We start from the raw sequence: 25,540 nt of genomic DNA on the forward strand, positions 1-25,540 counted from the left end.
GTCAACGTTGAGTCATCCGATCGATATTCTCTGGGAGGGTACAATGGTGGCGCTCGTAAAAATACACCTCGGGCGCCTTTGTTTTTAAAGCCGCAGGCATTCGTGCCTAACGATGGGCTGTCGTGTCCCCGAAGCGACACAAATAGCGGCTCAACTAGGTGGCCCGCGAATCCGATCGCAAATGAGAGTGAAGGAAGCCTCTGTGTGCGGCGAAGGTCTGCCTGATTTGTAGCTTGCGGGAGAATTAGGGTCAGCCCGGTATCGCCTTCGAACAGCTCTTCAAACCGAAGGCAGTGCAGTGACTTCAATGGTGATCTATCATCCCGATCCACTTCTCTTGATGGAAACCGCTCATGAACCCGTACGAGTCACTCGAGTCGACGTTCAAGCGTCTGTCCGCACTGAACAATGCCCAGGGAATTTTGCAATGGGATCAGGCGACAATGATGCCGGCAGGTGCCGCTGAGCCGCGCTCTGAAGTCCTAGCCGAACTGAGCTTGATGCGGCACGAAATTCTGACGGATCCATCGCTGGCCGATCGCATCGAGAAAGCCGAGTCAGAGGCGCTGGGGCCCTGGCAGCACGCCAATCTGGCTGAGATAAAACGTCATCACCTTCACTCCACGACGATTCCTGGCGATCTGGTGGAGCAGCTGGTGCTGGCTGAGTCCGACTGCCATGCGACCTGGCTTGAAGCCAAGCCCGCCAATGATTTCAAAAGGCTTGCTCCCAAGCTTGAGGCGCTATTTGCGCTGAAACGCGAGGAGGCGAATATAAAGTCTGAATTTATGGAGTGTTCTCCCTACGAAGCACTTCTGGATCAGTACGATCCGGGGCGACGCACCCCCCAGGTTGATTCTCTGTTTGCGGATCTTTCGGAGTTTCTACCGGGCGCCATCGAAGAAATTGTTGAGCATCAGGCCAAATCCGGTCCAGTGATCGAACCGCAGGGCCCCTTCGGGATTCAGCAGCAGCAAGTGCTTAGCGAGCAGGTAATGGAGGTGCTTGATTTTCCATTCTCTCGTGGCCGCCTCGATACCGCTGCACACCCGTTTAGTGGCGGTGCCTCCGGCGATATTCGTATCACCACGCGCTACGAAGAAGACGACTTCATGAAAAGCCTGATGGCCGTTATCCATGAAGTAGGCCACGCCTTGTACGAAGATGGCCTGCCTGTGGAGTGGCGTACCCAGCCGGTGGGCGAGTCGCGCGGTATGACACTCCATGAGAGCCAGTCGCTGCTGCTCGAAATGCAGGCGGCCCGCTCCGAGGAGTTTATTCGATTTTTAACGCCTCGCTTGCGCCAGATATTTGCGGGTCAGGGTGACGCCTGGGAGCCCGACAATATCGTCCGACTCTACAGGCGTGTAAAACCTGGTCTCATTCGAGTTTACGCTGATGAGGTGACTTATCCGCTGCACGTGATTATTCGTTACCAACTTGAAACGGCGATCATCAACGATGATATCCCGGTAGCTGAGTTGCCCGGGGCCTGGAACGAGTTAATGGACCGCTATCTCGGCGTTTGCCCGGAAACCGATACCGATGGTGTCATGCAGGATGTGCACTGGTCGGCCGGATTGTTCGGCTATTTTCCGACGTACTCGCTCGGCGCGCTGACGGCCGCGCAGTTATTTTCGAAGGCGAAAGCGGATGATCCACGACTACTACCCGGATTGTCCGAGGGTAACTTCAAACCCTTATTTGCATGGCTTGATGACAATATACGCAGTAAAGCATGCCTTTATTCTGCCGATGAACTGATCGAACGTGCCTCGGGATCGTCATTGGGTGCCGATGCCTTCAAGTCCCACATCCGCGCGCGGTATCTGGCATGACGACGGTCGCTTATCGACTACCTGTTTATTGTCTGTAGAAGTAGTTGGCCGTCATTGCGTTACTACCTGCTACTACTGACTTCAACCCTACTTATGGCATCGGGGTTTATCACGGCGAAGCTGCTGATAGTGGGCGGTGCGCCACCCATCGCACTGGTAGCGGCCCGCTTCACGCTGGCCGGCGGTTTGGCGTTACTGTGGTTAGCATTTATTCGGCGATTACAGCGGCCGAAATCGCTGAGTGCTCTATTGGGTATTGTCCTGATAGGCAGCCTGCAGACGGCGGTGATGTTTGTTCTCAGTTTCGGTGCCCTGGCGCATCTCGACCCGGCCGTCGTTGCATTATTAACCTTTACCATGCCGCTGTGGGTGGTGGCATTGGAGGCGACTGCCAGCAGGCAATGGCCTTCTTATTCGCAGTTGGCAGGGTTGATTCTCGGTCTTGCCGGCGTGGCATTGATTTTGGGTGCTGGGTTTGTGGGCAATGGTCCTCGGGCGCTTCTTGCTGCAGTAGGGGTATTGGTGGGAGCGTTCGGCTGGGCGGTCGCGACGGTATTTACCAAGCGCGTTGATCTCGGTGTACACGGGTGGAGCCTCAATGGCTCACAAATGTTTGTAGGCGGCATGCTGGTGATGATAGCGACACAATTCGTGGACCCACGGCCGCTAGCAATTCACACAGCTGTTGATGCCGCACTTTTTGTCTGGCTGGTTGTACCGGCCTCAATCATCTCCTTTGGGTTCTGGTTTGCCGCGTTACATCTGCGCGGGGCCAGTCAAACGAGTGGTTTTTTGTTTCTCGTTCCCTTTTTTACTGCGGTATTGGCGGTACCGGCAATGGATGCTGAATTCTCAACCGCGCAGTTATTGGGCGGCTGCGCCGTTGGCGCGGCGATATGGTTGATGGGACGGTCTCAGGCACCAAGGAAAGGCTGAGTTCGCTGGTCAGCTTTCTCGGGGCTTATTGACTGATTGAGCAGTCCCTGAAAATCTACACTGGATGTCTTTGTCGGCTGATATTGCATGCCAAAATCAGGCATTCATGGACACCGGGTTACTGCGTCGTGGCTTACTCGTCAGCAAACACTCCCCAACAGCAAACTACTCAGCAGCTAGTGTGGTGAGTTTATCCAATGCACCCGTCATCTTACGGAGATACGCGGAATCAGCAGGCAACTGGTGATCCTCGGCCAGTTCATCTGGTGCGTGGTAAGCCACTTTCGTATCACCATTTTCATCACTGTAAACCAGCACCCGCAACGGGAGGTCGAGGCCGGTTCGGATATTGTCCTGCATTGCGGGGGTGCCCAGACGCGGATTCCCGAAAACCAGCACCTGAGCAGCGGGCAAGTCAATCCCCACTGAGCGGGCGCCGGCAGTGTGATCAATGATGGCAAACACGGTTGCTCCTGCGTCCTCTATCGCGGTCGTCAATCGGGCTACTACCGTGGCTACGGCGTGCGGGCTGTTTTTTTCGATGAGTTCCGACGCACTCAATGGCGCACCGGCCGTGAGCAAAATAATCAGGATCAAAATGGGTAGATGTCGCATAAACGATGGCTCCTCCGCTATTGGCATCAGGCTATCACGGCTCGGGCGCGCCGCGGGCGAACCATGGGAGGAAGTATCAGAAGTGGCGATCTCCGCCGTTAATCCACTCGTAATCTGGTGAGGGTGAGTGTAATTGGCCCATTCGTCACCTGAGCGAGTCTGTGATCGAAGTCCACCGAGCTTTACCATCGGTGCACAGGAGGCAGGTTATTCGATGCGGCCGCTGGGTGTGCCGGCTTGCGTCTCAATGTAATCTCCGGTCTTGAAATCCATGTTGTTTTTTGGGGGGTATCGGGTGGGCCAGGTGAAACGGTTTGTTCTGACAACAGTGCTTGCGAGTGTGATGTTGCCAGGGTGTGCAGGTCCGCAGGTGCAGCCGCTAATGCCAACGCCCATCGTCTTTTCCGCTCTGGATTTCAGTCCGTTGGCGCATATTCCTGAAGACCAGCGGTGGACGCCTCGGCGCGTATATTACGCCACCACCCGCCAGAGAACGCAGGATCTCCAGAAAATTGATTACACCAATAACGAGGCTGACCGAATCTCACTGGGAATGAGTCTCGTCGGTTTCGGGGTGCCACAAATGTCATGGAGCGAATTGAGCAACGCGTCACGCCAACCTGAACGCGACGGTGACATCGAATTGGCGCTCTCTGGGCTGGTGGAAATAGGCAACTTCGAGGCAGCGACGGCGGAAACACCCGCCATCGATGCTGCGGGTGCTTTATCCTGGCTGGCTAACGATATCAACACCTCGATCGATGCCGCTCGCGACAAGGATTTATTGATCTATGTCCATGGCGCCAAGGTCAATTTTTATAATACCAATGCGTTCGCTGCCCAGCTTGATCACTTTATGGGCAGGGATATGACGTCCCTGGCATTCTCCTGGCCGACTCGACAGAGCATTTTGGCCTACGGCACCGGTAGTGATGTGCGCAGAGCCTATCGCGCCGCCCCAGCGCTGACGTCGCTGCTTGAAGAGTTGAGTAAAGGGACGACGGCGCGAAAAATCCATATTGTCTGTTGGAGTGCCGGCGGCCGTGTGGTGACCGCTGCGCTAAAGGAGATGTTTGAAAGACATGCCGGGAACGATGAAGATCTGCGTGAGAGGTTTCGGTTGGGCACCGTTTATTACGCAGCAGCAGATGTGCCGCAATCGGAGTTTATCGAGGCTTTACCGGCGCTTAACGCACTGACATCGCGAATGGTTGTAACGGTATCGTCCAAGGACAGCGCATTGGTAATGGCAAAAAGTTTTATGGGTGGTGGATTGCGAATCGGACAACGCGCCAGCGATCTCAGCGAGGAGCAGATGGGTATTGTGCGCGAGGCCGGTCGGCTTGAAGTGGTGGATGTATCCAGGGACTGGGAGGGCCGGGGATTTGATATCACGGGTCACCGGTACTGGTTCGACCACCCCTGGGCCAGCAGCGATGTCGTATTGTCCGTGCGCAGCGATTTCTCACCCGCGGAGCGGGGCCTCGCGCCTACCGATCACTCCCTACTCTGGAGTATTCCTGCTGACTACCCCGAACGGTTGCGCCGCATCCTGACGCGGGAAAATCTAAGCAGCGGTCTGCGCGAACCATGAATCGAAACCCCTTTTCCCGTGATAACCCGTTCTGTCTGATACTCTGTTTATGGCTGATGGGTGTGGCGGAAATGTCCAGTGCAGGAACCGCGTTGCCGTCCATCTCGATCCCGTTCCTGACCAATCGCGGGGTACTACAGCAGTCGGATGGGGGTCTTGACTACGGAACACGCATCGATGCGCTTTCAGGGGGGCGCTGCCAGGTCGATTGGGACGACAATGCCCCGTCTTCTGCAACCAACGGCCCTGTAGAATCTCTCTCGGTTGAGCGCGTATTGGACCTTATCGATCATCCCGATGCGCGCAACGTCATTGTTTATGTTCATGGTTATAACGTGAGCCTTGAGCGTGGGTGCAGAGAGGCCGCGACGCTCGCGCACCAGACTGGGTTTGACGGGCGAGTACTTTTGTTTAGCTGGCCTGCCAGTGATCTGATGGTGACCTACTGGCAGGACGAGGCTATGTTTGCCGCGAGCGTGGCCAGCATCTTCGCTGCCCTCGAGTCGGTCGGCTCGCGAATCGGGTTTAACAGGCTCAATGTGGTTGCCCACAGTATGGGATCGAGATTGGCCTCCGCAGAGATGAGCAGCAGTTCATTTGGCAAACGACGCCTAAACCACCTCGTGCTCGTTGCACCCGATATCGATTCCCGTATTTTTCGCGAGGCGCTACCCGAGCTCCAACAGCGAGCGAGAAAGTTATCGATCCTGGTGAGCGATTCGGACCGACTGCTTCTTTTATCCCAGATTATAAATCTGGGCGGTCGCCTGGGTCGGGCGAGCGACTTCGATGCGAATGGCGTTGACGTGTTTGATGTATCTGATTTTGACAGTCTCGGTTTGAGCCAGCACCTCTACCATCTTGAGAGCCCACAGGTGGGTGATGTGCTGCGACAGGTGCTTGACGAATAGCCGTATTGGTACCGGCTTCAGCAGAAGTCTCTTAAGCTCTGTGTCAGGGTTTACGATCAGGAATAGCAGATGAAACCAAAGGTTGTCGTTCTTGGCGGTGGTTTTGCCGGGTTGTCCTGTGCATTGCGGCTACCCGCTTCAGAATTTGATGTCGTTCTCGTTGACCAGCGTGCTGAATTTGAGTTTTTACCTGCGATTCATGAACTGCTTTCGGGGATGAAAACCAAGCGGGCGTTGCGCTTACCGCTGAAGCCTATTTTGGAGACAAGAGGGCATCAATTCAGACGCGGAATCGTGGGGTCGATCGATACCGGGCACCGGTGCGTCGTTTTGCAGCGGGGTCGTATCGCCTACGACTATCTCGTACTCGCGTTGGGTGCCGCGGATGCGGACTTCGGTGTAGCGGGGGTGAGCGAGCATGCTTTTCGATTCAAGTCGGTAGATCAGTGCGCGGCTCTGGGGCGACAGGTTGCTCGTCAGGTTCGTGATCGAGGGTCGACCCGTATCACCATTGTCGGGGGTGGATTGGAGGGGGTCGAAGCGTGCGGTGAACTGCTGCGAGCCTATCGTAATTACGCCATCGACATTCGTGTGATCGAGCGGTCCGGGCGGCTACTGCCTGCGGCGCCAAAAGCCGTCAGTGAGCATCTTCATCATCAGTGTGAGTATCACGGCGTTACGCTCGTCCTGGGAGAAGAAGTCAGGCGGGTGATGCCGAAAACGATCGAGCTCGGTAACGGTAAGCGCCGGCGGTCCGACGTTACTATCTGGACCGGCGGTGCAATTCCGAAACCCCTGTTTGCGGATAGTGGTTTGTCGTATGGAAAGAACTGGGTGGACGTGACTGAACGCCTGCAGCATTGCGATGATGAATCGATTTATGTGCTTGGCGATTCTGCAGGATTACCGCAACCGCTATCGAAGCAGGCCTACCACGCGATCGATATGGGAGAGTTCTGTGCGGATGACCTTCAACGACGAATTGCCGGTCGCAGACGCCGGGTGTTTAAACCCTCAAAAAAACCGCAGTTGGTGGCTTTTGGCGATCTCGATACGCTTTTGATCGGCGATCGCATGGTCCTTGCTGGCCCCAGTCTCGGTGTGCTGAAAGAGGCGATTTACCAGGGGGTTATGGTACAGCTCGACGGGCGAGCCGCGCTGCCGCGCCTCAAGGGCCTGGTCACGCGGGGAGTCGGTCTGCCGTCCCGGCTCGACTGGCCGGTGCCGTCCCTGAGCGCTCTTGGACAACGTGCCTCACTGAAAAAATTGGCCTGATGTCGTGCGGGCCCGTGCTAACGCATTAATTCAAAGGCGGGTGGTGATCAATCCTGCATCGCTTACCATTGAGGCTCACCCATCGGGAATAAAGAGCCGTGAGTTACGATCAAACCACCAGTAATCTGCAATCGAACGGTAATCAACTGCTCTCAGACGATGAGGAAATCGCGGAGTGGCAGCAAGCGTTACTTGCGCTCTTCAACCACGCAGGGTCAGGGCGTGCGCGTGAGGTGCTCGATGGCTTGGTCACCATTGCCCGAGATCCTGCCATCGGCTGGCGGTCACCCCTGAATAGTCCCTACGAAAACACCGTAACCGTCGACCGGCAGCCGCCGTTCCCGGGAGATCTCGATCTTGAGGAGCAATTGGTGGCCATCATGCGCTGGAATGCGCTTGCCATGGTGGTGCGCGCCAATCAGACCTATGGAGAACTGGGTGGGCACATTGCGAGTTATGCCAGTGCCGCAGATTTGTTTGAGGTGGGCTTCAACCATTTTTTTCGTGCGCGCGATGAGAACTTTGGCGGTGACATTCTTTTTTATCAGCCGCACTCCGCGCCCGGTGTGTACGCCCGCGCTTTCCTGGAGGGGCGTTTAGACGCCTCGGACCTGTCTCACTATCGCCAGGAGGTCGCTGCATTGGGCAAGGGGGTAACGGGCTTGTGTAGTTATCCCCATCCCTGGCTCATGCCCGACTTCTGGCAGTTTCCCACTGGATCGATGGGGATCGGTCCGATTAGCTCCATCTATCAGGCGCGCTTTATGCGTTACCTGAACCACCGGGGTCTCGCCGATACCGCAAAGCAAAAGGTGTGGGGCGTCTTCGGTGATGGTGAGATGGACGAACCCGAGAGTATGTCCGCGTTAACACTTGCCGCCAGAGAGAAGCTTGATAATTTGGTTTGGGTGGTCAACTGTAATCTGCAACGCCTCGACGGTCCGGTCAGGGGGAATGGTCGGATTATCGATGAGCTTGAATCACTATTTGTAGGCGCGGGTTGGCGGGTTATCAAGCTGGTCTGGGGTTCGGACTGGGATGGGCTGTTCGCGGGGGATAACCAGGGTGCATTGCGAGAGGCCTTTTCCAACATTGTTGATGGGCAACTACAGACGTTTGCCGCCAACGATGGGCGCTTTAATCGCGAGCGATTTTTCGGCCAGAATGAAGCATTGTCATCTCTGGTAGCAGGCCTCACCGATGATCAGATCGATCGACTCAAGCGCGGCGGCCACGATCTGGTAAAGATTTATTCGGCCTATCATGCCGCGCTCGAGACCGATGGTGCACCCACGGTCATCCTCGCCCAAACGAAAAAAGGTTTTGGCATGGGGAAATCAGGTCAGGGCAAGATGACGACGCATCAGCAGAAAAAACTGGACACTGACGCCCTGCTGGAATTCCGTGATCATTTTCGGCTGCCACTGACCGACCAGCAAGTTGCTGATCTGGCTTTTTATAAACCAGCTGCGGGTTCTCGTGTTAGTGATTACCTGCATGATCGAAGGGCGGCCCTCGGTGGATACATGCCGCAGCGTTCGAACCTGGCGCCTATGGTCTCTGTTCCATCGCGATCCGTGTATGCGGGTTTTACCGAGGATCAGTCAGGCAAACCCATGTCGACTACCATGGGCTTCGTACGCATGCTGGCCGGCCTGCTCAAGGATAAAAATCTGGGGCCGAGAGTGGTCCCTATTGTCGCCGATGAGGCGCGCACTTTCGGTATGGCGAATCTATTCAAGCAGGTCGGGATTTATGCCAGTGCCGGGCAGAAATACGAACCTGAGGATATTGGTTCGATTCTGAGTTACCGCGAAGCGCTTGACGGTCAGATTCTGGAGGAGGGTATCAGCGAAGCGGGTGCCCTCAGTTCCTGGACTGCTGCTGCGACCAGCTACTCGGTTCATGGCCTACGTATGCTGCCGTTTTATATTTATTACTCGATGTTTGGATTTCAGCGCGTGGGCGACCTCATCTGGGCGGCGGCGGACCAGCGAGCCCGGGGTTTTTTGCTCGGTGCTACCTCGGGCAGGACCACATTGGGGGGTGAGGGACTTCAGCACCAGGATGGCCACAGTCATGTTATGGCTGCAACGGTGCCCAACTGTCGGGCTTATGACCCCGCATTCACCGGTGAGCTTGCAGTGATTCTTGACCACGGTATGCGACGAATGATGGAGCAGGATGTCGATGAGTTCTATTACATCACCCTGATGAATGAGAATTACGCCCAGCGTCCATTACACGAGGATGCAGCGGAAGGTGTGGTTAAAGGGATGTATCGGTTGGAAACGCAGGTTCCAGATTCGACCGTGGCAACTGTGCGCCTGCTCGGTTCAGGGTCGTTGCTTCCCGAGGTGCTTCGTGCAGCGGAACGACTGGCCGAGGACTGGCAGGTCGCCAGTGAGGTGTGGAGCGTGACCAGCTATCCCGAGCTCGCCAGGCAGGCCCAGTCGGTTGAGCGGGAGAACCGCCTGCACCCGATGCAGGAGTTGAAAACCAGCTACGTGGCCGAGTGTCTCGAGGGTAAAAAACCTGTGGTTGCCACCACTGACTATGTGCGCGCCTTGCCGGAGATGATCGCAGCCCACATAGAGGCCCCTTTTACTGCATTGGGGACCGACGGGTTTGGTCGCAGTGATACCCGGGCGGCCCTGCGCGAGTTCTTTGAAATTGACGCCGATCATATCGTTGTAGCTTCGCTACAGGCGCTGGCAGTCTGCGGAGATATCGAGCGGAGCATTGTGCAGACCGCGATTGAAAAGTCGGATATGAATATTGCCGATGAGTCGCCTTGGCTGCGCTGAAGACCACAAACCAGCTGGATATAGTACGGGCAGTGATAACCCGAGCAACGGTGTAGCCGCCTAAAGGGGCTTTTGAGACCCGCGGAGATCGTTAAAGGGGATTAGCTTGCCATCCTCGAGTACTTGCCAGCATTTGCCGTGATTAGCATCACACATCACAACAGTGGGGTCTTGAAACAGGGGACGACGAATGAAGTGAAGTGACCAGCCGAAGTTGCGGCTCGAATCGATGGCGTGGCGTTGGGCATCAGTGAGCAGGGATTCGTAACCAAATGGCACTTCGGGCTGTCTACCGCGCTTGTCTTTGAAGACCTCCGCGACCATGTTGCTTCCCCACTGAATTTTTGATGCTAGGTATACTAAGCGTTGTATTCGCCGCTGAGAAGGGGCCTTAACCATCGAGGTAAAGAAGTGTGACCAGTCGCGCATTATTGCCGATGCTTGCCGTTGCATTGGTTAGCTGTGGCGGGGGAGGCGGAGGTGCCTCCGCACCCGCGGCATCACCGCAAGCACCGAGCGCCGTCGATTGCTCGATAGAGTCCCAAAAGCAATTCGTCTTTGATGTCGCACAGGATTGGTACCTCTGGTTCGATGAATTGGCCGGCGTCGAGGTCGATGCCTTTGCTGATCCCCAGGCGCTGCTGGAGGCGATGACCGCGCCGCTGGCGCCGTCCGGTCGCGATCCTGGCTTTTCCTACGTCACCACGATCACCGAGGATGAGAACAATTTCAGCTCTCGGGGCTATATCGGTTTTGGTTTCCGCTACGGGATCGATGGAACGCGATTTCTGATCAGTGATGTCTTCGAAGGCAGCCCCATCGACGACGCCGGCATCGGGCGTGGCGCCGAACTGCTCGCCGTGGATGTCGGCGATGGCTTTGTTCCGATGGATGAATGGGTTGCCGCCAACGCCACAGCTGAGGAGGTATTTGGGCGGGAGCAGGAGGGGATTGAGCGCGTATTTCGTTTTCGCACCGTAGCAGGCACCAGCGAGGTGGTACTGCGCAAGCGAGCGCTGGAGCCCCCTGCGCTGGTCGAGGCTCCCCGCTTGATTAACAGGCCCGGTATGGCGCCGATCGGATACTTTAATTTGCGACAATTTACATTGTCTGCACGCGACCCGGTCGCCGCCATGATGTCCGAATTTCGAGATTCCAACGTCACCGATTATGTCATTGACCTGCGCTACAACAGTGGTGGTTTGATCGAGATAGCCGACGACATTCTCAATCACATTGGGGGTGAGGCAGCGTCGGGTGAAACGGCTTATGTGCTTAATCATAACGTGAAGCGACAGGACGAAAATGTATCTGTGACCTTCGCCCCCACGGCGGAGTCGATAAACCCTCTACGTCTGGCATTTATTGTTTCCGGTGCCACCGCCTCTGCCAGCGAATTACTGGTTAACAGTCTGGCACCCTATATTGAGGTCTTGCTTGTCGGCAGCGAAACGCTGGGTAAGTCGACGGGCAGCTATGCGTTTGACCAGCCAGGCTGTGATACCCGGCTGAGACTCATTGCCTTTGAAGCCTTGAACGGAAACAACGAGGGGGAGTTCTACAACGGATTGGTTTCCACGGGCCGTTTTACTTTTTGCCCCGCTGAAGACGACCTTTATCGGGCATTCGGTGATCCAGCGGAAGCCTCGCTGAAAGCGGCTATTGACTACCTTAACGGTGCTGGGTGTGCGGCGACGGCGGCATCCGCAACTTCCTCCCCAGTGTCACGCCTTCGAAGGGGCCTGCTCGACGTGACACCACTGCCGGATCGTCAGTCAGCACTATCTCAATAGGGTGGGTTGTCGCGTTGGGAGCAAATGGGTTGGGCTTGCGCGGCGCGTGCTTTCCCCACAGACTCCCGGTCATGTCATCGATATATTCCGATGTGGTCTCCTCTTCGTCACCCGCAGGTGAGGCAGGCAGTTCTATCACAGGCAATCGTCCCGCAGCCGGGCCGGCGCCGCTCTTCTTCTCCGGGGGGTCTGCGCTGCACGGCCTGAGTCAGCTACTCCCTACCAGAACCCACCGATCCATCCATTTGGTGACCACCTTTGACTCCGGCGGTAGTTCCGCCGAGTTGCGGCAGGCGCTCGGCATGCCGGCTATCGGTGATCTTCGCCAGCGCCTTTTGGCCCTGGCCGATCGCAGTGTGGAGGGTAACGACGCGCTACTGCCGCTACTCGCCTATCGGTTCGACCACTGGGCATCAAGATTTGTTTTGGAAAAAGAGCTCGATAATTTGATATCAGGTGTGGATTCGCGATTGACATCGGTTCCATCGTCACATCAGCAGTGGTTATCGCGCTGCCTGGCGAGTGTTCGCGATGCCGTGGGAGCTTCTTTTGATTGGCGCAATGCCTCGCTGGGAAATCTCGTTATTGCCGGGTCGTATCTGTTGAACGATTGCGATCTGCATCGTGCTATTGATGAATTCCGGCGCGCTGTCCACACGCGAGGTGAAGTCCACGCTATTGCATCAAGCAGCGCGCATCTGGCGGCGCGGTTACAAAATGGTGAGATGGTTCTGGGCCAGCATCGATTTACGGGGAAGGAGTACGCCGGTGTCGAAGCGCCAATCGTCGAGGTCTTTCTCAATGCGTCGGTCCACGAATACTCGCCGCTAACGGTGGCCGCTGACCCCTATTGCTGCGAGCTCGCGAAGACGGCCGATATGATTTGCTACGCCCCTGGGAGTTTCTTCAGTAGCCTCTGTGCCAACTTGCTACCGTCCGGTATCGCTGACGCGATTGCCGAAAATCCCTGTTCAAAAATATACGTCCCCAATCTGGGGCGCGATCCAGAGCAATTTGGACTTTCGTTGCCTGAGCTCGTGACAGTGTTGCTGGATTATCTGGCGCCCGAGCGATCCGGCCGGGCGGTTTCGTCGGTGCTCGATGCGGTATGGGTGGCGGATACTTTGCCAGCGCAGAGCCTGATGGATGTCGAGAAGACGCTGGCGGCGTTTGGCGTTGAATTATCTGTGCTGCCCATCGGCGATATTGACGACCCGTCGCGCTATGACAACGAGGAGTTGCTGGGCGCGTTGTGGTCTGTTCTATGAATATGGACGGTTGTGCCCGAAGTCAGTCATCGTGCAGAGAAGGAGGCGTCGCTTTGGCGGCCGCCGCTTTATGCGATCGAGGTGGCGGATTGAGTAGTTCAATGCCCGGTGACCAGTGACGTCCTGATGACGGGTGCCTTTAGCTGAGAGGCTCGCTGATAAATTCTGTAATTTCCAGGTTGAACCCGGAGAGGGCGTTAAAGCGAACCGGGGCCGATAAGATCTGCATCCGGCGAACGCCTAGGTGCCTCAAGATCTGCGCGCCCGTGCCAATCAGACGATAATTTTGCGGCGATTCCCGTTTTGGTGCATCCCCTGAAAACAAGGCAATGTCCGAGAGCAGCTCCTCTCTGGACTCCCGATTACCCACCAGTACGACGACGCCGCGATCAATCGCGGCTATATGCGACATGGCGGAACGATAGGACCAGCCGGCACTTCCGTCACTCAGTCGAGTACCGAGAACATCGCGAAGCGTATTAATCGGCTGCACCCGTACCGGGATGGGTTGGTCCCCCTGAATCTCACCCCGTGAAAGCGCGAAATGCACCGTATCGTCGATGTGATCAGAAAACGTATGCAGGGAGAATGGGCCCCATTCGGTATTGATCTCGTGATGGCTGACGACTTCCACTGAATGCTCATGTAGAGATCGGTATTCGATCAAGTCGGCGATGGTGCCCATTCGCAGGCCATGTTCCTCGGCAAATACCTCAAGCTCGGGTCGGCGCGCCATGGTGCCGTCGTGGTTCATTATCTCAACGATCACTGCGGCCGGCTCCAGACCTGCCATACGCGCCAGATCAACGCCCGCCTCGGTGTGTCCTGCACGCTTGAGTACGCCGCCGGGCTTGGCCACCAGCGGAAAAATATGACCCGGCTGGCGGATATCGGCGGGCCCGGCATTCTTCTTGCTCGCCTGCTTAATGGTATGTGCCCGCTGGGCCGCACTGATACCGGCGGCCACCTGTTCGGTGGCGTCGATGGATACCGTGAAGTTGGTTTCGTGCTGGGATCGGTTGTCGCGCACCATCAGCGGCAGGCGAAGCTGCCGAGCACGCTCTTCTGTGATGGGCATGCAAATCAGGCCGCAGGCCTCGGTGGCGAAAAAATTGATCGCCGCCGGCGTCACCTTCTCTGCGGCAATAATCAGGTCGCCCTCATTCTCCCGGTCTTCATCGTCCATCAAAATCACCATGTTGCCGGCGCGGATGTCGTCGATGAGTTCTGGAATAGAGCTGAGTGGCATGAGCCGGTTCCTTGTCGTTTTACACGACCTCGATGGCAACGGCTGTCGCTTCGCCACCGCCGATGCACAGGGCGGCAACACCGCGCTTGAGACCGTAGTGTTTGAGTGCATGTGCCAGCGTCACGATGATTCTCGAACCGGTAGACCCGACGGGGTGGCCCTGAGCACAGGCACCGCCATGGACGTTCACCTTTGCCGGATCGAGATCAAAAGCTCGGCTGGCCAGCATGGTGACCATAGCAAATGCCTCATTGATCTCCCACAAATCGACGTCAGCGGCGCTCCACCCCGTCTTTTCCATTAGTTTTTCAATCGCGCCTACCGGTGCGATGGTGAAATCTTCAGGGGCGCGGCTGAATCGCGAATGGGCGATGAATCGCGCCAATGGATTCAGGTTGTGGGTCTTGACAGCATCCTCGCTTGCCAGCAACAGGGCGCTGGCGCCGTCGGAAATAGAGCTCGAGTTGGCGGCTGTAATGGTGCCATCCGAAACAAAGGCGGGTCGCAGCGACGGAATTTTATCAACGGCTGCTTTATGTGGCTGCTCATCGTCGGTGATGATGCGATCACCTTTGCGTGAACTAATGGTGACCGGCGCTATCTCCGCCGTTAGCAGTCCGTCGTCGATGGCGCGCTTGGCCCGTGTCAGGCTTTCAATCGCGAAAGCATCCATTTCTTCCCGGGTGAGGCCATTTTCGTCAGCTGTGTTCTGCGCAAAAATCCCCATTGCTTTGCCCGTATAGGCGTCTTCTAGGCCATCAAGGAACATATGGTCAAATAGCTGAGTGTGGCCGAGTCGCTTGCCTTTGCGTCCGGTCATCAGTATTTGGGGCGCATTGGTCATGCTCTCCATGCCGCCTGCAAGAACGAGGTTATTCGTGCCGGTGCGGATGCTGTCGATTCCGTAAATGGTCGTCTGCATGCCACTGCCGCAGGCTTTGTTGACGGTGACCGCGCCGGTGCTTGAGGGGATTCCCGCAGCCAGCATCGCCTGACGCGCAGGGCACTGTTTGAGACCCGCGGGCAGCACACATCCCATAAAGACTTCATCAATTTTTGTCTGGTCTACTCCGCTTTTCTCAAGCACGGCGCGGATCGCGACGGTACCCAGTTCGGTAGCAGGCACGTCGGCTAGGTCCCCCAGCATGCCGCCCATGGGTGTTCGCGCCCCGCTCACCAGATAAACAGAATCAGTCATTTTAAAATCTCCACCTCGTATTGGTTGCAAAACTCACTATAAAAGCGACGGCGCATTTAGCCACAGCTACCGCCCAGTCTCAATGCGATTGGGCTATTCGGATGGTCCTTAGGCGCGGACCCCCCCCGAGGTTTGCCGACCCGCCGCAATCGCATTTGGCGACAGGAATGAAAAAACCGCACAATGAGCCGCGCGATGAGCGGTCAGTTAGGGACAACAGGCGGTCTTAGCTGTCATAATCTCGATCATACGACGGTAACCCGCGGTACCTCCTGTCGCTGCTTGCTCCGGCTGCTTGCAGGCTGAGGCTGCCGAGGGGTATACCCCTAGCCGCTGCGCTGAATGCGAGGGTCATTCCATGTTAAACCTCCCTGTTGTTGTTGCTGCAGGAGGCATCAACAGCGCTGGACGCACATCCCAGCATCATGCCTATCGGCGTATGGTCATCGATGCGCTGCCCCATCACGCCCGCAGCGATACGCTGGCGGCATTGAAGGCGCTTACCGGATTCAGTTCTGATGATGACGTTTTGATGTCGACGTTGATTCGTCGTATCGAGTCTGATTATTTTGTCCCCTCCGCGGTTCCCTGGAACCGTGCCGTCACACTGAAACCGAATAATGGCGTCGTCAATTTCGAGATGGCGGCGAGTCGGTCGGGGGAATCCCTGCCGGCGGACTGGCAGCTGGAAAAGCGGGATAAGCGTCGAACCGGTGTTACCGTTGCCGGTGAGCATGAGGTGCTATTCCCGAGCCATCGGGTATTTGAGGTGGGCGCAGCGGGTCAATTGCCCACGGGCTTTCGCCCCGGTGATCTCTATGCGTCGCGCAACCACCCCCGGGCGCTGCAAATGACCGTATTTGCCGCCTCGGATGCCCTGGCTGATCTGGGAATTGAATGGGAAGTGATTCGCCAGCGGGTGCCCGCCGATGCCATCAGCGTCTATGTATCGAGCTCGATGGGGCAGCTCGATGATGCGGGAACCGGCGGTATGCTCAGCGCGCGCGCCACCGGGCGTCGTGTGACGTCGAAGCAATGCCCGCTGGGGTTTGCCGAGATGCCCGGCGATTTCATCAACGCCTACCTGCTTCATTCCCTGGGTAATACGGGTCCCGCCCTCGGCGCCTGCGCCACTTTTTTGTACAATCTGCGACTGGCAGCGGCCGATATCCGTTCCGGCCGTTCCCGTGTCGCCATTATTGGCGCCTCAGAGGCCCCCATCCTGCACACAGTGATGGAGGGTTATGCCGCGATGGGCGCTCTTGCGACCGATGCGGGTCTGCGTAGCCTTGACGGGCTCGACGACAGCGATGCCCCCGATCATCGCAGGGCATGCCGTCCCTTCGGCGACAATTGCGGCTTTACGATGGCCGAGTCTTCACAGGTGCTGGTTCTCTTTGACGACGCGCTGGTCTGTGAGCTCGGGGCGCCAATCAAGGCAGCGGTTGCCGATGTCTTCGTCCATGCAGACGGCGCCAAAAAATCGATTACTGGCCCTGGCCCGGGCAATTACATGACCATGGGGCGGGCGCTGACCTCGCTGCGTGGCATTCTCGGGGATGAGCGCCTGGCACGGGGGGGCTTTGTTCAGGCTCACGGCACCGGCACTCCGCAAAATCGAGTGACCGAGTCGCAGATAATGAATCGTATGGCGTCGGTGTTTGGTATCGATCAGTGGCCGGTTTCTGCGATCAAAAGCTTTGTGGGTCACTCGCTGGGTGCCGCCGCAGGGGATCAGGTCAGCGCAACCCTGGGCATTTGGGAGCATGGGTATATTCCCCCGATCAATACCATCGATAGCGTCGCCGATGACGTGGCGCAGACCCACCTGGCGTTCACACTGGAAACGACCGAGTTGGAAGGTCGCGATTTTGCCGTGGTTAACAGCAAAGGCTTCGGCGGCAACAACGCCAGTGCTGCACTGCTCAGTCCCGATGCCACCCGGGAGCTTGTCTTCGGCGCCCACGGTAAAGGTGCCGAGCTTAAATGGCAGGGCAAAAACGAGACCGTCGCTTCTCATCGTGCGGCTACTGAAAGTACGCGACTAAGGGGAGAGTGGGCGCCGTTGTATCGTTTTGACGACGGTGTACTCAACGACGGGGACATCAGTTTCGACGCCGAGGGTATTCGCTTCGGCGATCTCGATGTCAGTTGGCGTGCGGATGTGCCCGATAGCTGGAAGCTGAAATAATCGGCGATTCCAGCACGCGCCACCCTTTAACATCACAGGAGGAACCATGTCGGTTTTGCAGTCCCTGCAGCGCAGGAATTCCCACCCTCGACTGGTGGAGCCTGGCCCGGATGCGGGGCAGCTCAATGATATTTTCGCCGCCGGTCTGCGTGCGCCCGACCACCAGCGCCTGAGACCCTGGCATTTTGTGGTGGTGGAGGGCGATCGTCGTGCGGCACTGGGCGCTTTATTTGAGGAGAGCCTGTTACTGCGCAAGCCAGATGCGTCAGAGGCGGAGCGGACCAAGGCATTGCGCGCGCCCCTGCGCGCGCCTGTAATGATTGCTGGCCTTTTACGCTACGTGGAGCACCCCAAGGTTCCCCGCGTTGAACAGGCGGCGGCGGTGGCCTGTGCGCTTTATGGCATGTCGTTAGCCGCCAATGATCTGGGCTTTGGCGGTATGTGGCGTACCGGACCCTACGCTCAGGATCCGCTGGTGATCAGTCGTCTCGGCGGTGCTCCGGGCGATGAAGTCATCGGCTTTTTGTATTTGGGGACCCAGGAGGGCGCCGCCAAGCCGCTTCCCGATGAATCGATTCAGGATTTTGTCTCTCCGTTTTAAAGCGCTGGAGCTTCTATGGTATCTGTACCTTCGCTTGCAACCCTTGAGCTAACACTCGAGGGCCGGGTTTTAGAGGTGGCGTTGAATCGCCCCGATAAAATCAACGCGTTGAATGCGCTCATGTGGCAGGAATTGCAGACCGCCTTTGAGTGGGCCGATCAGGCGTCTGCGGCGAGAGTTGTGATTCTCCGGGGTGAGGGTAGGCATTTTTGCGCAGGAATCGATCTTGCGATGCTCGCCGGCATGCCGGGTTCCAGTGAAGATCCGGCCCGTCGTGCCGAGACTTTTCATCAAAATGTTCGGGCGATGCACGAGAATCTGATGTCAATTGAGCGCTGCCGAAAACCGGTATTGGCTGCCATTCATGGTTATTGCCTCGGTGGAGCAGTGGACCTGATCTCCTATGCCGATATGCGCTACGGCGCTGCCAGTGCGATCCTGTCGATCCGGGAAATTGACATAGGTATGGTGGCAGATGTGGGCACATTGCAACGACTCCCCAAACTGATTCCCGAGGGCATTGTGCGCGAATTGGCGTTTACCGGTCGTAATATGGAAGCGGATGAAGCCGCGTCTGTGGGCTTATTCAATGCTGTTTTTGAGGATGAGGCACAACTGCTGGACGGCGTGCGTAATATCGCAGCGACTATCGCCGAGAAGTCTCCTCTTGCGGTTCGCGGAACCAAAGAGATACTGAACTTTACTCGCGACCACTCGGTCGAGGATGGTCTGCGCTACGTGGCCGCCTGGAATGCCGGAATGCTCAGCGAGCAGGACCTGAAAGAGGGGCTGACGGCACAGGCCGAGAAGCGAGCCCCTAAATTTTCTGATTGACCCCGAGCCGCGTCCGGGGTCTGCTCAGGAACCTATGCTGGATTAATCAGCTTCACCGGGCCAGTCGTCCATAACGATCAGCGGATGCAGCGCCAGCGCTATGCCCTCTTGGATAAAGTTATCGTTATCAAGGATTTCCCTACGGCGGATAAAACCGTTACCAGAGCGCGTATCTACGGCGTCGTTTAGCTCCATGCCGCCAACGCCTGCGAACAACTTCTGCAGATCCATGTTGTAAATCGAGATTTGAATCGAAGCGGCAGAGACCGGCTCGGCCCAGTTAAACGCTGTTGAAACTCCCGTTCCGGCGCCACGCAATGCGGGTTTGCGCGACACTCCGTCCCAGCGGGCCACCCGGTTGATACCCTGATCGAAGATGACTTCGCGTTCGATGATATCGGTGAAGACGAACGCATCGACGCTGGTTTGTTCCTTCATTTGATCTCGAACGCCCTGCATGATCTGTATGAATGTCTTCATATTGACGCGGCCCGTAGTGGGGTCCACCGGATCTCCATAAACCAGGATGAGATTGTTCCAGCGTTGGCTGAACTCACGCTGGGGCAGCACCTGATAGCCGTTATCCTTCAGATATTCAGTCACCTGTCGATCGATTCGGGGGGCCTGTTTATCAAGGTATGATCGTGAGGGCGGACCCAGATTGACGCTCGCCACCACTACGGTGTTGATTTCACTGGCAGCGGTCAGCTCCGCATTGAAATCGGCCGGGACGGTCGTCGGGTTGTAGCCTCCGGTGCTGATTCCTGAGGAGCAGCCGGTCAGGACCAAACCAATGATCAGGGCCGAGGCCAAGCGGTAAAGTATGGTGTTGAGAGGCGAGGGGGGTGTACTGGAGCGGTGATACATAGCAACATTCCATTTCAACGAAGGTGTGCATGCTAACAAAGGAGATCGACCAATGAACACTACGCTGCACGACAGCGTGCTGGGAAACGGCCCGGATGTGGTTTTATTGCATGGGCTTTTTGGCCAGGGCAGTAATTTAGGCGGCATAGCTCGAGGTTTACAGGGCGAGTTTAAGGTGCATAGCCTGGATCTCCCCGATCATGGACACTCCTTTTGGAGTGATCCGCCATCGATTGCGGGCTACGCCAAGGCCGTTGCCGACTGGATGGAGCAGCGGGAGCTGCCCGTCGCCAGCTTTGTCGGGCACTCGCTGGGCGGCAAGGTGGCTATGCAGCTCGCCCTGACGCAACCGGTATTGGTCGATCGACTGGTAGTGGCCGATATCGCGCCAGTGGCGTATCCCAGAGGGCACGATGGGGTTTTTGCCGGGATGGCCGAGGTGGCTCGAAACCCGGCTGCGTCCCGCCGCGAGGCCGGTGATTTGCTCAGCAAGTTCATTTCGGAAGACGCGGTGGTGCAGTTCCTGTTGCTACACCTGATGCGGGCCGACGACGGCCGCTACGTCTGGCGTCTGAACCGAGAGGGCCTGGAGGCGGCGTACGATGGGCTCCGTGAGGGGCTTGATTCCGATCTGCCCTTCGACGGTGAAACCCTGTTTCTGCGAGGCGGCGATTCTGACTACGTGCTGGAGTCTTACGCGCCGCACATGGATAAATTGTTTAGTCACTATCGGGTTGAGACGCTGGAGGGTACCGGCCACTGGCTGCACGCGGAGAAACCGGCGGAGTTCAATGCCGCGGTGCTCGATTTCCTGCTCTAAGCGCCGCCGGTTTGTCCACAATACCTGTGGATATCTCAGTGGGTAATTTGTTTAAGTTAAGGGCAACCCGAGGCCGTACAGGAAATGTTACAAATTGGTTAAAAAGTGATCAATCAATAAAAAAATAATAAAAACAGATGCTTACGGGTGTTATGTAAGGCCACTTATTTTAAAATGCAACTAAGTAGGGCTTCGGAAGTTGATATCACGGGCGTGTGCATAAAAGTATCTATAGCGTCAACACCCTTCGCACAAAAAATCCTTAATTTTTTTTGGGGAATCGCCCTCAGGAGGTCCCCGGACCCCGGTAAATGCACCCCGCATTGCAGGTTTCCTTGACTTCAATCTGAACCAGCCCCTCGAGGCGGGGTGCGATTTCTTCCCATAGCCACATCGCCAGGACCTCGCTGGTCGGGTTTTCCAGTCCCGGGATCTCATTTAAAAAATAATGGTCCAGCCTATCGATAACAGGCGTCACCGCGGCTTTGATCTCGGCAAAGTCCATCAGCCAGCCCGTGTGCTCATCCACCTCGCCATCGATGGTCATACGCACCCAGAACGAATGGCCGTGTAAACGGGCACAGGGATGCCCCTCTGGTACGTTAGGGAGCTGATGAGCGGCTTCGAAACGAAAGTCTTTGTACAGTTCCACGAGGTTGATTCCCGCCTGGTCTTGTTGAATGATTCGGCGCGGAGTCTACCGGTTTTTTCGCCCTCTGAGAAAATATTGCGTGTTAACCGTTGACAGCGAAAGGGGCCTGCTTATAATGCGCGGCTCTGGTTTGGGGTGATTAGCTCAGCTGGGAGAGCATCTGCCTTACAAGCAGAGGGTCGGCGGTTCGATCCCGTCATCACCCACCAACTCTCTTAACACGCTTTCAAGCGTGCAGGAGTTGGCCAAAACAGCAGCAACCAGCGCGCACGCGCTGTCTACCTGGAGCGGTAGTTCAGTTGGTTAGAATACCGGCCTGTCACGCCGGGGGTCGCGGGTTCGAGTCCCGTCCGCTCCGCCATTACCTTCAACACCGCATAGACGCTGGCTCGCCCGGCTCTATCCAATTAATGGGGCATGGACCGGTTTTCACTAAACTCGGTTAATGATGCCATCCCGCCCGCAATGGGCCGAGACGCGCAGTGAGTAGTTCTCAAAATTCCTGAATCCGTAAGCGCTACCGGTCATCATCTCCATACTGAGCCGACGCGGCAACTGCCGCGACGCCGCCGTTGCCGAGCGCTTTTTCCAGTTACTCCAACGTGAACGCATCAAGCGACATATTTACTCAGCAAGAAACCACCCGCACCGACATCGTCGACTACATCATAATGTCCTACAACAGCAAACGACGGCAGGGTTTCAATAATCCGTTGTCGCCCCTGCAGTATGGGAATGAATTGTCAGCGGCGGGTAAGTGGCTAGAGGACAGGGACCGATTCAGACCTGTCCAAAGTATCAGGCAAAGTGTAAGCAAGTAGTGCGAATAGCGATGGGTCAGGTAGACTCTTGAATGTAGGAACGACCCGATGGTTTATAGGATATGCCGCTTTGCGAGTCCCCTTTACGAAAGACCCCGGCGGGGCAGATCCCTGGGCCCAGGACGCTACTGAATTAGCGTCGGCATTGCGGGTAGATTTGAGCCTCGGCCTTACGGCCATTGAGGTTCTGCGTCGACGAGAGATTTTTGGCCCGAATCTTTTGCGAGATACGAAGCAGCGATCAGCCCTGGCGATCCTGTGGGCTCAATTTCGCAGTATTGTCGTATTACTCCTCGTTGCAGCGGCGATGCTCGCTGGTGCGATGGGCGAGGGCGTTGAAGCCATCGCAATCGCTGTGGTGATCGCTATTAACACGCTTATCGGCTTTGTTACGGAATGGCGGGCTACCCGCTCCATGGAGGCGCTTCGCCATTTCTCTCGGACGGAGACGACAGTGCTGCGGGATGGTCACTCGACCATGACACCAGCAGCAGATCTGGTGCCAGGCGACGTGGTGCTCCTTGAGGCCGGGGACGCGGTTCCTGCAGACCTGCGCCTGGTCGAGGCATCCAAACTGCAGACGAACGAAGCACCGCTCACCGGTGAATCCCTCCCTGTAAGTAAACACATCGACCCGATTCGGGAAACGACAACACTCCTGGATCGTGCGAACCTAGCTTACCGTGGTACGACCATAACCTGCGGGTCCGGCAAAGGTGTGGTCGTTGCTATCGGCATGGAAACAGAATTTGGCCGTATCTTTGCCCAGGTCAGCACCGCGCGACCGCAGCAAACACCGCTGGAGAAGCGACTCGACGCCCTGGGTAAACGCCTCGCCTGGGCCGCGCTCGCGATGGCGGTGCTGTTGGCGATAGCCGGGGTTCTCGCCGGTCGTGACCTGTCATTGGCTATCGAGGTTGCAATCGCCCTATGTGTTGCGGCGATTCCGGAAGGCCTTCCCGTCGTTGCCACGATTGCGCTTGGCCGTGGTATGTGGCGTATGGCGAGACGCAATGCCCTGATCACCCGTCTGTCGGCGGTCGAAACGCTCGGTGCAACGAGCCTAATCCTGACTGACAAGACGGGAACACTCACTGAAAACCGAATGACAGTCACGATGATGCTGCTCGCGGACGCAGACGTCGACTGCAGAAAAGCCGAAAGCCTCGCGGACAATGAACTGACGCTGTGTCTACTTCGTGTCGCGGCGCTTTGCGTAAATGCATCTCTAGGCGATAGCGAGGATGAAGCTGGGCAGGATACCGGGGACCCGACAGAGCTGGCATTATTGGCCGCAGCGGCACAAGCGGGTCTGAATCGTCCCACGCTGCTTGCCGATATGCCGGAGTTACGCGAAGAGCCCTTCGACGCTGAAAATAAGCGGATGGCGACTGTACATCAGGGTGGCGATGGGGTTTTCGCCGCCGTCAAAGGAGCTGCAGAAAACCTGCTGCCATTGTGCAATAACCAATTGACCCGCAATGGGGAAAGCGCGCTGGATGACGCTGGTCGGAAGCAGTGGCTAGCACGAGCCGAAGCGCTGGCTGCGCAGGGCCTGCGTACGTTGGCAATCGCACAGCGTCGACTCGACAACGCTGCCGACTCGCCTTACGGAAGTCTCCAGCTCCTGGGTATCGTTGGCATGGAAGACCCGGCGCGCAAAGGGGTCAGGGAGGCTATTGACCAATGCCATAAGGCAGGCCTCGACGTGGTAATGGTAACGGGCGACCATCCTGCCACCGCGAGAAGTATCGCTCTTGACACAGGTATTCTCCAAAACGATGAGACTGCTAATGTCATTCTTGGGAGTGAACTTCAGCAGCTATTTGCGGCCGGCTCCAGTAGCACCTTGCTAAGTTCACGGGTTTTTGCGCGTGTCACACCCGACCAAAAGCTGCGCCTTATAGACTTCCATCAGAACGAAGGTCGGGTGGTCGCTATGACGGGAGATGGGGTCAATGACGCGCCAGCCCTGAAAAAAGCAGATATTGGTATTGCCATGGGGATACGCGGTACCGCTGTTGCCAGAGAGGCTGCGGCGATGGTCCTGCAGGATGATGAGTTCGGGACCATTGTTGCTGCCATTCAACAGGGTCGGGCAATCTTTGGAAATATTCGTAAATTTGTTCTCTATCTTCTCTCCTGTAACATCAGCGAAGTTTTCGTGGTTGTTATCGCCACGCTCCTCGGCGCGCCATTACCGCTTCTCCCGCTGCAGATTCTGTTTCTCAATCTGGTCACTGATGTCTTCCCTGCGTTGGCGTTGGGTGTTGGTGGCGGCGCGCCGGGCGCCATGTCGGAGCCGCCCAGACCCGCAAACGAGCGCATACTCATGCGCGAGCACTGGCTGTTGATTGCTCTTTACGGGGGCCTGATTTCGGCGTCCGTACTCGGCTCCATGACTGTGGCGATACTGTTTCTGGGTTATAGCGGGGAGCGGGCAGTTACCGTTTCATTCCTGACCCTCTCGCTTGGCCAGATGTGGCATGTGCTCAATATGCGCGATGACCCTGCCCGGTGGTTGAGCAATGAAATCACTGGGAATCCGTGGATCTGGATGGCTCTGCTGCTCTGTCTGATCCTTCTCGGCGCGGCAGTGTACCTGCCGCCACTGGCATCGGTACTGTCACTCAGCCATCCCGGTGCTGTTGGCTGGTTGTTGGCCGTTGTGGCCAGTTTTGTCCCGGTTGTCTTCGGCCCGCCAATCAAGAGGCTTGTCCGTATACGATCTGAAGATTGATATGCGAGTCCATTTGCCGGCGAGCAACTAGCTTCGTCTCTGTTCAGGGTTCTGATGATCTCTGTGATTCATGGAATTTTAGTTGTTCAATCAAATACGTCACCACGTTCTGGGTAGCTGAATGCTGCTCGTGCGCGTTTCTTTGACTGACGTAGCCAGCGCCCGCTTCGACCGTTTCACGCACCTTGTTCAGGTCGTATTCCTGACCCGGATTCCGTGTTGTGTTCTCGAGCACAATCGTCTGTCGACGACCAGTTCCTATACATACTGCAAAAGAGTGAATCAATCGTGAGCCCCGGCACAGCGTTACTCGAGGTGGATGATGCTTCAAGCTTCGAAGTTGTCGTACATAGACTGTCGTTCGCTGCCGTCAGCGTAACAGCAGGGCAGTGAGTGATGATTGATCAATAGGGCGGGGACAAAATCCTGAATGCCAGAGCAAGAGCTGTCGAACTGTTTGCGTTTACCAATCTCTCTTCTGCGCATCCTCTAAAAGGGGATGTGGTGCCCCTTGGCTCGTGCGGCTGATT

General features: G+C 56.7%; 19 protein-coding genes, 2 tRNA genes and 1 pseudogene. 16 read left to right on the top strand and 6 right to left on the bottom strand.

The genetic code is table 11. The annotated features are described in order from the left end of the window. Nucleotides 1–353 precede the first annotated feature (353 nt). Entirely contained in the window at nucleotides 354–1,838 is a 1,485-nt protein-coding gene (locus NOR51B_RS10230; protein ID WP_009019522.1) for a carboxypeptidase M32, read from the top strand. Nucleotides 1,839–1,892: 54 nt separating this feature from the next. After that, nucleotides 1,893–2,774 carry a DMT family transporter gene (locus NOR51B_RS10235; RefSeq protein ID WP_009019927.1) on the top strand — a complete coding sequence of 294 codons (882 nt, stop codon included), beginning with the start codon at nucleotides 1,893–1,895 and terminating at the stop codon, nucleotides 2,772–2,774. A 165-nt stretch (nucleotides 2,775–2,939) separates the two neighbouring features. Here the strand turns inward: NOR51B_RS10235 and NOR51B_RS10240 are convergent, their stop codons facing one another. Then, a complete protein-coding gene (locus NOR51B_RS10240; protein WP_040482015.1) occupies nucleotides 2,940–3,389 on the bottom strand; it encodes a DUF302 domain-containing protein in 450 nt (149 codons plus the stop codon). Nucleotides 3,390–3,771: 382 nt separating this feature from the next. Here NOR51B_RS10240 and NOR51B_RS10245 point away from each other — a divergent pair, with 382 nt between their 5' ends. From NOR51B_RS10245 to mdeB, 4 genes are all read left to right on the top strand, one after another. Then, the gene (locus tag NOR51B_RS10245) at nucleotides 3,772–4,983 is read left to right on the top strand and encodes an alpha/beta hydrolase (RefSeq protein WP_154647661.1); all 1,212 of its coding nucleotides are present in this window, start codon (nucleotides 3,772–3,774) and stop codon (nucleotides 4,981–4,983) included. Then, nucleotides 4,980–5,894: an alpha/beta hydrolase gene (locus NOR51B_RS10250; protein ID WP_154647662.1), complete on the top strand. Its 915-nt coding sequence runs from the start codon at nucleotides 4,980–4,982 to the stop codon at nucleotides 5,892–5,894. Before NOR51B_RS10245 ends, NOR51B_RS10250 begins: the two co-directional genes overlap by 4 nt. A gap of 69 nt (nucleotides 5,895–5,963) precedes the next feature. Next, nucleotides 5,964–7,169, top strand: coding sequence for an NAD(P)/FAD-dependent oxidoreductase (locus NOR51B_RS10255; RefSeq protein ID WP_009019115.1), 1,206 nt, complete (start codon nucleotides 5,964–5,966; stop codon nucleotides 7,167–7,169). 98 nt (nucleotides 7,170–7,267) lie between these two features. Then, nucleotides 7,268–9,976, top strand: coding sequence for an alpha-ketoglutarate dehydrogenase (gene mdeB / locus NOR51B_RS10260; RefSeq protein ID WP_009020925.1), 2,709 nt, complete (start codon nucleotides 7,268–7,270; stop codon nucleotides 9,974–9,976). A gap of 60 nt (nucleotides 9,977–10,036) precedes the next feature. On the opposite strand, the gene NOR51B_RS10265 is transcribed toward mdeB, so the two are convergent. Next, complete coding sequence (locus NOR51B_RS10265) at nucleotides 10,037–10,300, bottom strand: hypothetical protein (RefSeq protein ID WP_009018940.1); 264 nt, start codon at nucleotides 10,298–10,300, stop codon at nucleotides 10,037–10,039. Between the two features lie 89 nt (nucleotides 10,301–10,389). On the opposite strand from NOR51B_RS10265, the gene NOR51B_RS10270 reads away from it, so the two are divergent. Beyond that, a complete protein-coding gene (locus NOR51B_RS10270; protein WP_009020587.1) occupies nucleotides 10,390–11,769 on the top strand; it encodes a S41 family peptidase in 1,380 nt (459 codons plus the stop codon). Between the two features lie 71 nt (nucleotides 11,770–11,840). Then, nucleotides 11,841–13,037 (top strand): GAK system CofD-like protein, encoded by a 1,197-nt coding sequence (locus NOR51B_RS10275; protein WP_081443946.1) that lies wholly within the window; start codon nucleotides 11,841–11,843, stop codon nucleotides 13,035–13,037. A 139-nt stretch (nucleotides 13,038–13,176) separates the two neighbouring features. Here NOR51B_RS10275 and ribB read toward each other — a convergent pair whose 3' ends face one another. Beyond that, nucleotides 13,177–14,286, bottom strand: coding sequence for a 3,4-dihydroxy-2-butanone-4-phosphate synthase (ribB, locus tag NOR51B_RS10280; protein WP_009020308.1), 1,110 nt, complete (start codon nucleotides 14,284–14,286; stop codon nucleotides 13,177–13,179). A gap of 19 nt (nucleotides 14,287–14,305) precedes the next feature. Further along, complete coding sequence (locus NOR51B_RS10285) at nucleotides 14,306–15,484, bottom strand: thiolase family protein (protein WP_009018904.1); 1,179 nt, start codon at nucleotides 15,482–15,484, stop codon at nucleotides 14,306–14,308. 358 nt (nucleotides 15,485–15,842) lie between these two features. Between NOR51B_RS10285 and NOR51B_RS10290 the strand changes: the two genes are divergently transcribed. From NOR51B_RS10290 to NOR51B_RS10300, 3 genes are read left to right on the top strand one after another with little or no spacing between them, the layout of a single operon-like run. Beyond that, a complete protein-coding gene (locus NOR51B_RS10290) occupies nucleotides 15,843–17,675 on the top strand; it encodes a beta-ketoacyl synthase (protein WP_009019599.1) in 1,833 nt (610 codons plus the stop codon). 46 nt (nucleotides 17,676–17,721) lie between these two features. Next, nucleotides 17,722–18,276, top strand: coding sequence for a nitroreductase family protein (locus tag NOR51B_RS10295; protein WP_040482016.1), 555 nt, complete (start codon nucleotides 17,722–17,724; stop codon nucleotides 18,274–18,276). A 15-nt stretch (nucleotides 18,277–18,291) separates the two neighbouring features. Continuing rightward, nucleotides 18,292–19,110 (top strand): crotonase/enoyl-CoA hydratase family protein, encoded by an 819-nt coding sequence (locus NOR51B_RS10300; RefSeq protein ID WP_009021325.1) that lies wholly within the window; start codon nucleotides 18,292–18,294, stop codon nucleotides 19,108–19,110. A 42-nt stretch (nucleotides 19,111–19,152) separates the two neighbouring features. On the opposite strand, the gene NOR51B_RS10305 is transcribed toward NOR51B_RS10300, so the two are convergent. After that, nucleotides 19,153–19,977, bottom strand: coding sequence for a hypothetical protein (locus NOR51B_RS10305; protein WP_230198450.1), 825 nt, complete (start codon nucleotides 19,975–19,977; stop codon nucleotides 19,153–19,155). A gap of 52 nt (nucleotides 19,978–20,029) precedes the next feature. Here NOR51B_RS10305 and NOR51B_RS10310 point away from each other — a divergent pair, with 52 nt between their 5' ends. Continuing rightward, nucleotides 20,030–20,797, top strand: coding sequence for an alpha/beta fold hydrolase (locus NOR51B_RS10310; protein WP_009020144.1), 768 nt, complete (start codon nucleotides 20,030–20,032; stop codon nucleotides 20,795–20,797). Nucleotides 20,798–21,083: 286 nt separating this feature from the next. Here NOR51B_RS10310 and queD read toward each other — a convergent pair whose 3' ends face one another. After that, nucleotides 21,084–21,449, bottom strand: a complete 366-nt coding sequence (gene queD / locus NOR51B_RS10315) for a 6-carboxytetrahydropterin synthase QueD (RefSeq protein WP_040482017.1) — start codon at nucleotides 21,447–21,449, stop codon at nucleotides 21,084–21,086. A 133-nt stretch (nucleotides 21,450–21,582) separates the two neighbouring features. Between queD and NOR51B_RS10320 the strand changes: the two genes are divergently transcribed. From NOR51B_RS10320 to NOR51B_RS10330, 4 genes and pseudogenes are all read left to right on the top strand, one after another. After that, nucleotides 21,583–21,658: transfer RNA gene (locus NOR51B_RS10320), tRNA-Val, on the top strand. A gap of 75 nt (nucleotides 21,659–21,733) precedes the next feature. After that, nucleotides 21,734–21,810 (top strand) — tRNA-Asp (locus NOR51B_RS10325). A gap of 177 nt (nucleotides 21,811–21,987) precedes the next feature. Then, nucleotides 21,988–22,270, top strand: a pseudogene (locus NOR51B_RS15405) (IS3 family transposase); the annotation flags it as partial. Nucleotides 22,271–22,340: 70 nt separating this feature from the next. After that, nucleotides 22,341–25,010 carry a cation-translocating P-type ATPase gene (locus NOR51B_RS10330; RefSeq protein ID WP_050759462.1) on the top strand — a complete coding sequence of 890 codons (2,670 nt, stop codon included), beginning with the start codon at nucleotides 22,341–22,343 and terminating at the stop codon, nucleotides 25,008–25,010. Nucleotides 25,011–25,540: the final 530 nt, after the last annotated feature.

This window comes from Luminiphilus syltensis NOR5-1B (assembly GCF_000158175.1).
Classification (GTDB): Bacteria; Pseudomonadota; Gammaproteobacteria; order Pseudomonadales; family Halieaceae; genus Luminiphilus; species Luminiphilus syltensis.